7 protein-coding genes are annotated in these 14,083 nt (G+C 45.3%); 6 read left to right on the top strand and 1 reads right to left on the bottom strand.

What is annotated here, in order from left to right; genetic code table 11:
- Nucleotides 1-185 precede the first annotated feature (185 nt).
- The 6 genes from PLH26_RS03975 to PLH26_RS04000 all read left to right on the top strand — a co-directional run bounded on the left by PLH26_RS03975 (nucleotide 186) and on the right by PLH26_RS04000 (nucleotide 13,706).
- A complete protein-coding gene (locus PLH26_RS03975) occupies nucleotides 186-1,385 on the top strand; it encodes a FecR family protein (protein WP_324584693.1) in 1,200 nt (399 codons plus the stop codon).
- Nucleotides 1,386-1,624: 239 nt separating this feature from the next.
- Nucleotides 1,625-4,987 carry a SusC/RagA family TonB-linked outer membrane protein gene (locus PLH26_RS03980; RefSeq protein ID WP_324584694.1) on the top strand — a complete coding sequence of 1,121 codons (3,363 nt, stop codon included), beginning with the start codon at nucleotides 1,625-1,627 and terminating at the stop codon, nucleotides 4,985-4,987.
- Nucleotides 4,988-5,014: 27 nt separating this feature from the next.
- Nucleotides 5,015-6,793 carry a RagB/SusD family nutrient uptake outer membrane protein gene (locus PLH26_RS03985; protein WP_324584695.1) on the top strand — a complete coding sequence of 593 codons (1,779 nt, stop codon included), beginning with the start codon at nucleotides 5,015-5,017 and terminating at the stop codon, nucleotides 6,791-6,793.
- Between the two features lie 182 nt (nucleotides 6,794-6,975).
- Entirely contained in the window at nucleotides 6,976-8,382 is a 1,407-nt protein-coding gene (locus PLH26_RS03990) for a neutral/alkaline non-lysosomal ceramidase N-terminal domain-containing protein (protein ID WP_324584696.1), read from the top strand.
- A 333-nt stretch (nucleotides 8,383-8,715) separates the two neighbouring features.
- Complete coding sequence (locus tag PLH26_RS03995) at nucleotides 8,716-11,637, top strand: PVC-type heme-binding CxxCH protein (RefSeq protein WP_324584699.1); 2,922 nt, start codon at nucleotides 8,716-8,718, stop codon at nucleotides 11,635-11,637.
- A gap of 221 nt (nucleotides 11,638-11,858) precedes the next feature.
- Entirely contained in the window at nucleotides 11,859-13,706 is a 1,848-nt protein-coding gene (locus PLH26_RS04000) for a neutral/alkaline non-lysosomal ceramidase N-terminal domain-containing protein (RefSeq protein WP_324584697.1), read from the top strand.
- An 89-nt stretch (nucleotides 13,707-13,795) separates the two neighbouring features.
- Here the strand turns inward: PLH26_RS04000 and PLH26_RS04005 are convergent, their stop codons facing one another.
- A complete protein-coding gene (locus PLH26_RS04005; RefSeq protein ID WP_324584698.1) occupies nucleotides 13,796-13,954 on the bottom strand; it encodes a hypothetical protein in 159 nt (52 codons plus the stop codon).
- Between the last annotated feature and the right edge of the window lie 129 nt (nucleotides 13,955-14,083).

Consider the following 14,083-nt stretch of genomic DNA (forward strand, 5'->3'; position numbering starts at 1 on the left):
TTACAAGTTGCGGGTTTGTGTTTTATGCTGCTGATAGCCCATTGCTGAAAGCTATTTTCGGTTTCTCAACCATAAACAAAAAATCAGAAACCATAAATTTTTTCCCGTCCATCTACCACTTTTTTGCTGTTCATGTAACCTGTTATTAAGTGGAACTTCTGTAAAAGATCCTTGTTTCTATAATTATGACAAAAGAACAGGCTGTTATTTTACTTCAACGCTACCGGGAAGGGTTATGTTCCGGGGAAGAAAAAGAAGCGATAGAGCGCTGGTATGCGTTATTGGAGGCGAAAGGGGAGTGGGAATGGACAGACAGCGAACGGGCTTTATTCGGGGAAGAATTGTTTGAGCAGATATCCGCGGAAGTTACCGGGGACAGGAAAGATAAGACCATAAAAATGTCTAAAAGGTTTACATGGTGGAAGGCAGCGGCTGCGGTTTTTCTGATGGGAGCTGCCACTTATATGTGGGTTTTATTAACCGGCGATAATGAAACGGGCGGACCGGTTGAACATGTTGCTGTAGTTAAAGATGTTAACGATGCTGAGCCGGGGAAAGCGGGAGCGATTCTCACTTTGGCGAATGGGCAAAAAATTTTGCTGGATACTGCGGCCAACGGAACGATATCACTGCAGGGTGGGCCAACCATATTGAATACAAACGGCACGCTTAGGTACGATGATGATAATAACAGTTCAGGGATTGTGGCGTATAACTCGATCGTTACTCCAAAAGGCCGGCAGTACAGGCTCGTATTGTCTGATGGAACAAAAGTTTGGCTGAATGCTGCATCCTCGCTTTATTATCCCGTTGATTTTACCGGTGGAACAAGAAAGGTGGAAGTTTCGGGCGAGGCATATTTTGAAGTAGCGGAAAGGAAAGATATACGGGGGAAAAAAACTCCTTTTATTGTAAGGATAAATCATGAATCCGGAAACCCTGCTGAAGTACAGGTGCTTGGCACACATTTTAATGTCAATGCATACGACGATGAGCCCGATACAAAAATTACCTTGCTGGAAGGGGCGGTAAAAGTAAGCAGTGAAACCCTGGCTCCTGTGCTGATGCAACCGGGGCAGCAGGTAAAGATCAGCGATAAAATAGCTATTGAAAAAAGTGTTGACCTGGACATGGTGGTGGCGTGGAAAAACGGCACCTTTAATTTTAAGAATGCAGATGTAAGTGCGGTAATGCGACAGGCAGAACGGTGGTACGACATCAGGGTGGAATATCCGCAGGGCATCCCGAGGGATACGCTCAACGGGGGGATTTCCCGTGATGTGAAGCTTTCGGAGTTCCTGGACATTATCCGTTACAGCGATATCCGGGCAACCATCGGGAATGGCGTGGTAGAGATCAAACCGGCGGTAACCGGCAAGAAATAGGTTTTATTTTGACTCATAAAAAAGCCAGTAGTGGTGGAACACTGCTGGCCGGTGTGTGGGTCAATTTATATACAATCGGCTAAGACTGTTATTCAATCACCCAACAAACCAAAGTTATGCAATTTACTGCGCATTTGGACTGTCATTTTATTGTTCCGGACAGTACAACAACCAAAATCCAACACCTGCCGTTTCTCCCCGCGCGGCAGTTCCAGCAGGTAAAAAAAATGCTGTTGATTATGAGGCTTACAGTTATTCTTGTATTGGCCGCCTGCTTTAAGGTAAGTGCCGGGGGGTACGCCCAGCAAATCACGCTCAAAGTAAAGGACATGCCCTGCGAGTCGGTTTTCAGGGAAATAACAAGACAAAGCGGCTACCAGTTTTTCTTCAACAAAAGGCTCATCCGGAATGCCCGCAATGTTTCGGTGGAACTGAATTCGGTTCCGGTTGAAAAAGCGATCGAAATTTGTTTTTCCGGCCAGCCGTTCGATTATGTGATCATCAATAAAACGGTAGTGATCCGTAAAAAGGAGCACCAGGCTCCAGTGATATCCGATGCAGTTCCTGCATCCCCTCTCTCGGCGGACGTCAGCCTGAGCGGCAGGGTCACAAATGCAAAGGAAGAGCCGCTGGAAGGTGTGAGCGTAACCGTTAAAGGAACTCAAACGGGCACCACTACCGATACCGATGGGCAGTTCCGCTTGTCTGTACCTTCTGCCGGTAATGTGGAATTGGTTTTTTCTTTTGTAGGGTATGGTACACAAACAGTAAAGGCCGGGAGCCAGACTGTGTTTAATATCATAATGGAAGAGGCGGTTTCTGATTTGGCTGATATAGTAGTAATTGGGTATGGCACAGCAAAAAAGAGTGATCTTACCGGATCGGTCTCGCACCTGGATGCCCGGGCTTTTCAAAACCAGAGCATGACCCAGATCACGGATATGCTGGCGGGCACAACACCGGGGGTTTATGCTATCCAGTCAACCGGTGCATCGGGAGGAGGATCCATAGAGATCCGTGGACCTTCCTCATTGTCTGCCGGAACTTCGCCTTTGATTGTGCTCGACGGATCTATATTCAACGGTAGTATCAGAGATATCAACCCTAATGATGTTGAAACCATAGATATTTTAAAAGATGCAAGCTCTGCAGCGGTCTTTGGTGCCAAGTCAGCAGCCGGCGTTATTCTTATTACTACAAAAAAAGGTACCACCGGTAAGCCTACCATTGATTTTTCTTCCAAAATCGGGGTGGCTACAACAACACATGATTTGAAACCATTTGGTCCAAAAGGATACCTGGATATGCATAGAGACTATTTGACTCAAGTAGCCGGGAATACGCTCCCTTACGGCTACTATTTCAACCCTGACGAACTGCCGGATGGCATAACGATTGATCAATGGAGAAACTTCAGCGCTAATCCTGCGGCGAATAATGAGGATGAATGGATTAGCCGTATTGGGTTATTCCCGATAGAAATTGAGAATTATGAAGCGGGAAAAATCACAGATTTCTATGATCTGGTAATAGGCCCTGCTCTCATGCAGGACTATTCCCTGGGTATTGGAGGCGGTACAAAAAATCTAAAATATTATTTTTCTACAGGCTATCTAAATAATAAAGGTGTTATTAAGGGTGATGTGTTTTCTACTGTTCGAACAAGGTTGAATCTTGATCTGAAGGTCACCGATTGGCTTAATATTGGTGTAAACAGCCAGTTTGCAAGCCGGGATGAAAGTGTGGTTCCGGCTAACCTGGGCCAATTGGCTCCGCAAAGCCCTTACGGGTCAATGTGGAATGAAGATGGCACTTTACGCAGAAGACCCAATGACTATGCGCTTAATAACCCGTTAGAGAATTATTACGGGCAGGATAGATTGAATAAAATCAATACATTTTTTTCCAGCCTGTATGCAAATGTGAAGCTCCCTTTAGGGTTTAAATATAAAATTTCATTTCAGCCCAATCTGGGATTTTCAAAAGATTATAACTTTTGGTCAGTTAATACTACAAGTGGCAGCGGTTCTCATGTTGGCGGCTTTGGTACCCGCAGTGATGCATCGTCATACGGATGGCTGCTGGACCAATTATTAACATGGAATAAAAAAATAGGGATCCATCAATTTGATTTGACGCTACTGGCCAACGCTGAAGCATTTAGTTCTCATTCTTCTTATCAGGAAAATTCGGATTTTGCACCAAATGGTAATCTTATATACAATGCACTTCAGTTTGGCAGTAAGCCGGGGGTATCAGACAACGATAGCTACAGTTCCGGGGATGCACTTATGGCCCGGCTGAATTATTCGTTATCAGGTAAATATTTTCTTACTGCAACTGTCAGAAGAGATGGATATTCTGCTTTTGGACAACAAAACCCGAGAGCTACTTTTCCGGCTTTTGCATTTGCCTGGAAAATATCGGATGAATCATTTTATAAGATATCCTGGATGAACCAGTTGAAGTTAAGGCTATCCTGGGGAGAGAATGGTAACAGGGATATCGGGGCCTACACAGCGCTTGCAAAATTAGGATCTGTTTTAAGCTATGATGGTACAAATGTTCAGACCGGCGTTTATAGTTCCACGTTAGCCAATTATGGGCTCAGATGGGAAAGGACACAGGCAACTAATGTCGGTTTAGACATTGGGCTGTTTAAAAACCGTATTGATTTGACCATTGATGCTTATGATGCAACTACTTTTGATCTTTTGATGAACCGTCTTCTCCCCGCAATAACCGGATTCAGTAATGTTACAACGAATCTTGGCGAATTGGGAAACAGGGGGATTGATATCAGCATAAATACAGTTAATATCCAGAATAAGAATTTTAACTGGCGGTCCGGTTTTACGTTCTCTATGAATAGAAATAAAATCAAAAAGCTCTGGGGGGATATGGGAGATTATACCCTATTGGGGAAATCCTACTCTGGCGAATTACCGGATTTAACAAACAATTGGTTCCCCGGGCAATCAAAGGACGTGGTTTGGAATTATGATGTAACAGGCGTTTGGCAAATGGAAGAGAAAGAGGCAGCATCCAAATACGGGTTCCAACCCGGTGACTGGAAGGCTGATGATGTGAATGACGACGGAAAATACCTGCAGTTTGAGGATAAGAAATTTATAGGGTATACTGCACCCAGGTACCGCTTAGGATTAAGAAATGAATTCACTTTTTTTAGGAATTGGTATGCCTCCATATTTATCAGGGCTGATCTGGGGCATATTCGTTCTATGCCCTTCCTTACACGAGAAAGATCGGTATTTAATAGAACCAATACCTGGTCGCTTCCCTACTGGTCACCCGAAAACCCTACCAATGATTATCAGCGTTATGTATATCCGGATAATTTAGGTAAATATCAGGGAGGTTTAACAGTATATAAGCCTACCGGCTTTATAAGGGTACAGGATGTTACTTTATCCTATAGCGTTCCTTGGAATATAGCCCAACGGGTGAAACTCAATAGCTTCAGGGTATTCGGCTCGATTCGCAATTTCTTAACATTTACCAAATGGCCGGGATTTGACCCCGAGTCTAATATGACCCCAATGCCTAAAGTGTTTACGCTTGGCATAAACTTAACGCTATAATTTAATGGGAGACTAAAAGAAACAAATATGAAATACAAAATAATAATAGCTTTTGCATTTTCTTTCTGCCTTCAGTCATGCGGCAAAGATTTTCTGAAACCAAAACCTCTTTCATTTTTTGCCCCTGAAAATGTTTATATAAATAAAGCAGGTTTTGAAGCCGGTCTCGTGACGGTTAGACAGGATTTGAAAAATGATTTTTATGGGGCGTTTTGCCCTCTGGCAGCTGATGTTTCTTGTGTAGACGGGGGGACAGGGAGCGTAGGGATCATAGGATCTTCGTGGAAGATAGTTACTCCTTCCTCCGGCAACCGGTTCCCTATTCTCAGTATGCTGGGAAGAGATTACGGCTATATTAAAAACACGAATGTTATCATTTCCAGAATAGATAATATAGAGTGGGCATCACAGGAAGACAGGAATGCGATATTGGCGCAAGCTTATTTTTACCGTTCTTATTGGTATTATCGTCTGGTACATACTTACGGCGATATACCTTTTGTTGGTGAAGAGTTGGTGGGAGCAAAACTTGATTTCTTTTCCCATTCCCGGTGGGCAATTCTTAAAAAAATCCAGTCCGATTTGGAATTTGCTGCAGAATGGCTTCCTGAAACAGGGCCGAAAGACCAGCCTTCCAAATATGCCGCATTGCATCTTTTGGCAAAAGTATATATGGTTAACCTGGAATTCGATAAGGCGATAGAAGCGGCCACTGCTGTTATTAACGGGCCTTACGCACTAATGAAAGAAAGGTTTGGCGCTTCTGCCGGTGACCCCGATCACGACTTAATGTGGGATCTGCATCGCCCCGAAAACAAGGCGCTTTTAACAAACACCGAGGCCATATTGGTGCTGTTCGACAGGATGGAAGCTCCCACTCAGGCTAACTCTGATGGATCATATACCATGCGTAATTTTCACCCCGGATGGTTTGTTGCTTCTCTCGTGAGGGATAGTCGCGGATTGGGCGGCGTGATATCCAGATTTCCGGATGGTTCTTATACGCCTCAGTACGCTGCTTATGGAGAAGGCAATCCTAATATTGTGCCGGTACCGTGGATGAATTACGATCTTTGGCAGGATGGTCCTTATACCTGGAATAATACACCCGACTTAAGAAGGTCGGACGGTAATTGGGTTGACACCCATGAGCTGTTATACAATAACCCGGCCTCGGTAGATTATGGCAAACCCTTCGATCCTGAAAACTTTGCAAAACTTGCAGATTCTCTGCTAGTCATGTTTCCATTTCCTTATTATAAGACTTATTTTCCACACGAAAAGGGGTATACCGGTAATATTGTGGGAGGGAACGGAGATTATTATGTATACCGTTTGGCAGAGACATATCTGATCAGGGCTGAGGCTTATTTCTGGAAAGAGCAGCTTGATCTTGCCGCAAACGATATTAATATGGTTAGAGAACGTGCCCACGCTTTGCCGATCACTGCAGCTGATGTAACGCTTGATTATATTTTTGATGAACGCACTCGTGAATTATATATAGAGGAAATGCGTCATACCGAACTGGTAAGAGCGTCTTATATTATGGGAAGACTGAATAAGGAGGGGTATAGCATGGCTGCCTTCGCTACCAATAATTGGTTTTATGACAGGGTAATGTCCCGGAATAAAAATTATCAGGTGGGATTGATTGGTTCTTATGAATACGATATCCAACCCTTTAATGTCCTTTGGCCAATAGACAATAATGTCATTACGGCAAATACTTTGGGGGTCATCAATCAAAATGAAGGGTATGAAGGTGCTCAAAATAACGTTCCACCGTTGGAAACGATTCCCTGACCATACCGATTTCGGAGATCAGAAGGATTAAAATTTCGATATGGATCCTTGTAATGAAGACGACACTGATGGTATTCGTTATGTTGATTGTTTGCAGGCAGGCAATGATATAATACCGGGCGTATTGATATTTCCGGCATTCTCCGGGGGGTGAAAAATTAAAAGATACAAACAAGTCTGAAATGAAAAAGATAATTTCACTTTTACTTATTTTATTTTTCGGCATAATTTCCTTTGATGTAAATGCATCTGAAAGTTTAAAAAAAACTGATAAGGAGTGGAAAGCCGGAGTTGCTAAAGTTAACATCACTCCTGAAAGGCATATTTGGATGGGAGGGTTTGCTTTTCGTGATCATCCTTCAGAAGGTAAAATCACAGATCTATGGGCAAAGGCATTAGCATTAGAAGATGCAAATGGGCAAAAGGCAGTTGTAGTAACGATGGATCTGGTGGGGATCTCAAAAGAACTTTCTGACAATATCAGGCATCAGTTAGCGATAAAGCTTCAACTCTCAAAAGCACAAATCATATTAAACACTTCTCATACGCATACAGGGCCGGTAGTCGGAAATCTTTCATCCGCTGTTTATGATCTCGATGCAACAGAGCAAAAAAAAGTTGATGAATATGCGCGTAAACTGCAAACGAATATTATAAACTTAGTAACCGAAGCATTCAGGCAGATGAAACCTGCCCACCTTTATTCGGGTAATGGAATAACGAAATTTCAGGTCAACAGGCACACCAATAAAGAATCTGCTTTAACGGGGACAACTCAGTTGAACGGCCCTAATGATTATGCAGTTCCTGTAATAAAGGTCACAGATAGCAATAATAAAATTATTGCTGTCCTCTTTGGATATGCCTGTCATAATGTAACATTGAGCCTTTATAAATGGTCCGGTGATTATGCAGGATTTGCACAAATAGAGCTGGAAAAAGAATTTCCGGGAGCCGTTGCGTTATTTTTCCAGGGAGCCGGAGGAGACCAGAATCCGTCACCACGCGGCACTGTTTCATTGGCCAAACAATATGGGAAAGAACTTGCTGCAGCAGTTGAAGCGGTCATAGGTGAAGAAATGAAGCCGTTAAAGAATCATCTTTCTTTAACCTATTCGGAGATAGATTTGCCATTTGCAGGGCGACCACCGACCAAAGAGGAATTGGTCGGGATTATTAAAGATTCTTCAGCATCTGCTTATCCCTCATACCTGAAGCGGGAAGCAAAACGTTTTCTTGCTATTCTTGACAAAGGTGGATCATTGATGTCTTCCTATCGCTGGTATCCTGTACAGGTTTGGAACGTGGGTGGCCAGCCAATTTTTACTTTTGGAGGCGACCTGACGGTAGGATATTCGGTTGAGTTAAAACATATATTCGGCGAGGGTATTTTTGTCTTTGGCTACAGTAACGATCTCAATTCATACATTCCAACGGCAAAGATGCTTACTGAAGGCGGCTATGAAGTTAGAATGTCACCTGTATTTACCACACCTTATGCATCCACTATTGAGAACATAATTATAGGCCATGCAATTAAAGAAGCGGCAAAAGTGGGTATATATGCATCCTCAGTCCATAACAAATAGTGCCAATGAATTAAGGTGTATAAGAAATCTAAATCAAAAAACCGGGATTACCAATAAACCAGTTGCTGTGGCACAGGCAACCGCATACATTGGTATGAAAAAGGCGTTCCGCCGAACAGTAATCAAACACCGGAATGTTAATCCCGGCACCTGGCTTTTTCTAATGCTTTCCAGGGGTCAAAAGGCTTGCTTATATTATATAAGCAAAAGCTCTGTACTTCTGTTTGTTATAATACAACGCAATAAAAGATTTATAAAACTATTTAGATGAAAAAAAAATGCTTCTGTTTTCTTTCAAATCATTCTCTGTTAATTGTATGTGTCTTTTTGAGTGTGATAATTGCGGGCTGCAAAAATCAATCTTCTTCTCCGTTCAGCGCATCCGCCATAGAAGACCTTTCCACCTTCGAAGTAGCGGAGGGCTTTAAAATAGAACTAATAGCCAGTGAGCCGCTGGTGCATGACCCTGTGGATATGATGATAGATGAATACGGCCGGATGTATGTAGTAGAGATGACGGGTGTGCCGTTCAACAGATCCGGTGTGGGAAAGATCATATTACTTTCAGACAGCAATGGTGATGGTAAGATGGATTCGGCTGCCGTATTTGCGGACTCCCTTATCCTGCCTTCAGGGATCATGCGCTGGAAAAAAGGAGTGCTGGTAACAGACCCTCCTAATCTCTATTATATGGAAGACACCGATAATGACGGCAAAGCCGATATAAAAACAGTAATGCTCACCGGCTTTGATACGTCCAATCTGGAAGCCAATGTGAACAATCCTGAATACGGTATTGACAACTGGATATATTTGGCGGCTCTTCCCCTGAGGGGAGGAAGCATTTATTACGGAGGTGATTCGGGAGGCGTTCATTTACCGGAGGGCAGCATTCGTTTCAGGCCTGATGACCGAGGGCTTGAAGCATTGTCGGGGCACACCCAGTTCGGACATACTTTTGACAAGTGGGGGCATCACCTTATGGTGAGCAACAGCAATCATGTTTACCATAATGTACTGGCTGCCCGCTATTTGCAGCGTAATCCCGATATGGTCATCTCCCGCGCTACGGAAACACTGGCAGACCATACCGGTGTTTTCCCCATCACTAAAAACCCCGAATACCAGATGCTTACAGATGTGGGTGTATTCACTTCCGCCTGTGGCATTACGGCTTACCTCGGAGGCGCATTTCCAAAGGGATACAACGATGATGTGGCTTTTGTTTGCGAGCCGGTAAGCAATATGGTTCATGTGGATCGCCTTGCACCGGACGGTGTGACCTTCAAAGCCAACCGGATAGAGGAACGCAGGGAGTTCCTTGCTTCTACAGACCCTCATGCCAGGCCGGTAAATACTTATATCGGGCCCGACGGCGCACTGTATGTAGTGGATTTTTACCGGCAGGTGATAGAAGGTCCTGAATTTATGGCAAAAGAAGTGTTGGATACAATAGATCTTTATAACGGTACCAATAAGGGAAGGATCTACCGCATCAGTGCTAAAAATGCCGGTGCTCCTGGTTGGACCAAAGGACTGCAGCTTGGAGAAACCACCAGTGATCAGCTGGTGGAAAAACTGGCAGATAAGAATATATGGTGGCGGCTGAATGCGCAGCGTTTGCTGGTAGACAGAAATGATAAAGCGGCGGTGCCTGCCCTGGAAAAAATGATAAAGGATCAGTCATCTTCCCTGGGGCGATTGCATGCTTTGTGGACCCTGGAAGGCATGCGTAGCCTTTCTGCCGGCATCATCAAACATGCATTGAACGATCCTGAACCGGGCATCAGGGAGAATGCCATCCGCCTTGCGGAGCTTCATTTAAATGAGGATGCCGGGTTGGCTGCTTCTCTCCCCGGTCTGCAAAATGATGCTGATCCAAGAGTGAGATTTCAACTATTGCTTACACTGGGTTATATCCATGGTGCCGGGGCCGATACGGTACGTCAGGCATTGCTATTTAAAGATATTAACGACCCCTGGATGCAGATCGCTGCATTAAGTGCGTCTTCCTCTCAGGCAATGGCATTGCTGGATGCCGTGCTGGAGAAGTTTGAGCCGGATAGTAAGGCTTATGCTTTGCTGGTAGAGCATTTAGGCGCTATTGTTGGCGCTGGTCAAAAGGACCATATTATTGAACGGTTTATTCAGGAAGCTATAGCTGTAACCCCGCAGCAGGATCTGTGGCAGGCGCCTTTGCTTGAGGGATTGGCAAACGGGTTGAAAAGCAGAAAGTCATTGCCCGGGGGGATGCAGGCAAACCGCGGACTGCTCATACAGAGCTGTCTTGAAAACCCTTCCATGCCGGTACGCAGCGCTTCCCTGCAAATGCTTAGGGTAATAGGACTCCCCGGCAACGGAGGGTCGCCGGCTGCTATGCAAAAGGCGATCCGCCTGGTCAGGGATACACATCTTTCCGAAGAGCAGAGGGCGTATGCCGTAGATTTTCTTTCGCTTCAAAACCCGCAGCCCTATGCTGAATTTTTAAAAGGTTTGGTGGATCCCCGCGAGCCGCTGCGCCTGCAATTGTCGGCGGTCAATGCATTAAAGCAAATACCCGGAACAGCAATCAGCGGGTACTTTCTTTCGCGGTGGTCTGCATTGTCGCCCGGAGTGAGAACCGCTGTGATCAGCGCATGCATGATGACGGATGACAGGATAGGGTTGTTGCTGGATGCTATGGAATCGGGAACGGTGAATCTGGGAGATGTGAGCTGGTCGCAGAGTGTGCGCCTGAGGTCGTTGGGCAATATACCGCTTCGCATGCGGGCAAGAGCACTTTTTGCCAAAAAGGATGACAAGCTGAAAGAGGTCATTCAGGAATATCAGGGTATTGCTGCGTTGCAGGGAGATCCGTCGAAAGGTAAGACCGTATTCCTGGCCGATTGTGCCGTGTGTCATCAGGTTGGGGGGAAGATGGGCAGGGCATATGGCCCCGACATGGGAACGGTGCATGCCTGGGCGCCTGCCGATATTATGGTCAATATCCTGGATCCCAACCGCTCCATTGCGATAGGCTACGATACCTGGGAAGTTACCACAAGCAATGGAGAATCTGTTCAGGGTATTATTTCGGCGGAAACGCCGACCGCTATAACGGTAAATGATGCCAACGGTCAGGTAAGAAATATTGCCCGCCAGGATATTGAGTCGTTAAAAGCGCTTGGTATTTCGGCTATGCCGGTAGGGCTTGAAGAAAAGATCAGTAAGCAGCAGATGGCCGATCTGATCGCTTTTTTGAAGCAGGGAGAATGATGGGGGAGAGCTATCAGGTAGCCTTCGCTGATAGCTCAAAGCTGACAGCCCATAGCTACAGGAACGTGAAACGTGAGATGTGAAAAGTGAAAAAGTGAATGGTCAGCGGTGAATAGTGAATGTTCGCATCAATGGGTTATCTGCTTATCGTTGGTAGCCTGACACCAATACCTGATACCTCAAACATCCCAACACGGAAATTTTTAATAAATCATATGAGCATGAAATCAGCATTAATGACCCTTTCGTCCGGCAAAAACGTTTATTCACTGTGCATGATATTCACGTTGGCAGCTTTTTTTCTGCCGGGAAAAATTTCCTTTTCCCGGGAAAAAGCGAATAAGTCCTCAATGGTGGATGCCGGGATGGCCAGTGTAGATATCACACCGGAATTTCCCATTCGCATGTCGGGGTATGCGGCCAGGGTAAGCACCGAAGCCGATAGCGTACTGCAACCTATATCGGCAAAAGCGCTGGCGCTCGGCAGTGACGCGCAGCATCCCTCTGTACTGATCACGGTGGATCTGGGAGGGGTACCCTGGCGTATTACGAAAGAAGTTGTCGATTTCCTTTCAAAAGAAAAGGGGATTGACCCTGCGCAAATAGCCATTTATGCTTCTCATACCCATGGCGGACCGGAAGTAGGTAGCCTGATCAATGTCTTGCAATATAGAAATGGCCGGTTTACGGACTCACTCATAGCGCCTGACCAGTTGATCCATATAGCACAGTACGCTATGCAGCTTACCCAGAAGCTGAAAAATGTGGCAGTAGCTGCTTTAAACAACCGGAAGCCTGCTTATATAAGCTGGGGACAGGGACAGGCGCTCTTTGCCGCCAACCGCCGCACAAAGGGCGGTCCGGTAGATGTAGCCCTGCCCATCCTGAAAATTACCGATCCGGATGGTACATTAAAAGGCGTTTTCGTTAACTATGCCTGCCATGGAACCACGCTTGGCGGGAAAGTGAATGCCATTCACGGCGACTGGATCAGCGAAGCGCACCGGCTTATAGAATCCAGGCATCCCGGCGCAACAGCGTTGATCGCCCTGGGTTGTGCGGGTGATGCCAATCCTTCGCCAAGGGGACAGTTGGAGCATGTCCGGCAGCATGGTAAAGAAATTGCAGACAATGTAGACAAGCTGTTGACGGCGCAACTGCAGCCGCTGGATGCAGCACCTGTGGGAAAAATGAAATGGGTGAAGCTGCCCTTTTCAAAAGTGCCCGATGTTCCTGAATTAATAGAGTGGACCAAAGATAAAAGCATAAAAGGATACTACGCACGGATTGCACTTGAACAGGTAGTAAGAGGAGAAAAGATCCCCGCCACGCTGGATTATCCAGTTCAGGTGTGGAACTTCAACAATAAGATGGCGATGGTAAATCTGGGTGGTGAAGTAGTGGTGGACTATTCCATACGGCTTAAAGATCAGTATGGTGCGGAATGCCTTTGGGTGAACGGTTACTCAAATGACGTTCCCTGCTATATCGCTTCACGCCGCATAGTGGGAGAGGGGGGGTATGAAGGAGAAGGCAGTATGTATTGGTTCCACAAGCCGTCTGCTTTTAAGCCGGAAGTGGAAGATATTATCGTGGAAGCGGTAGGCGAGCTGATGCCTGCTGCATTTAAGAAAGAAAGACCTCATACCAATCGCCCCGAGCTGGTTCAGAGTGGGTCTGACGGATCGTATCGTTTATCATCCTGGCTGGCCGGCACATCAGGCAACCGCATTAAATATATGCCGGAATGGAAAGCCTTTGGTTGGTTTACGACCAAAGACGAAGCGATATGGAAGGTTGATATTGCAAAATCGGGGAAATATGATATTTATCTTGACTGGTCCGTGTCTGACAGGGATGCCGGGAAGCGCTTTGAGTTGACAGCAGGAAATAAAAAGATAAAAGCCAGGGTGGCAAGTACAGGCTCCTGGTTTACCTATTACACCCAAAAAATTGGTACGCTTTCCCTGTCGCAGGGAACAGAAACGATCGTAGTGAAATCGGGATCAGCTACAGAAGAAGGAGCAATGTTTGATTTGAGAGAAGTAAGATTGGTTCCCGCAAAATAGCATCAGCCCCCGGCGATCAGCGATTTCCTGTTGGCACCTATTATGAAACACTTTTTGCTTTCTCTTCTGTACGGCAGGTACCGGTTATTTTAATCCCTGCCCGGAGCGGTAGCATCACTTACAGGCTGGAGACTGAGAAAGTAGAGTACCTTAACGAAAAATAGAAGTTCTTTGCCGTCTTTTCCATGGGTTACAAAAAATGCGCAAACGATTGCTATAAGCGAAGCCATCCAATGTATGCGCTGCAAAAAGATGTGTTATTGCTTTTTTAATAAAAATAACAATAACTTCATAGTGCCAATAAGTCCTAAACTATCTGTAATGACCGGAAAAGAGATATTTGCGCTACAGGAACAGGTTGCTTTTTTTAATGATCA

It is taken from the genome of Agriterribacter sp., assembly GCF_035444585.1.
In the GTDB taxonomy this organism is placed as follows: Bacteria; Bacteroidota; Bacteroidia; order Chitinophagales; family Chitinophagaceae; genus Agriterribacter.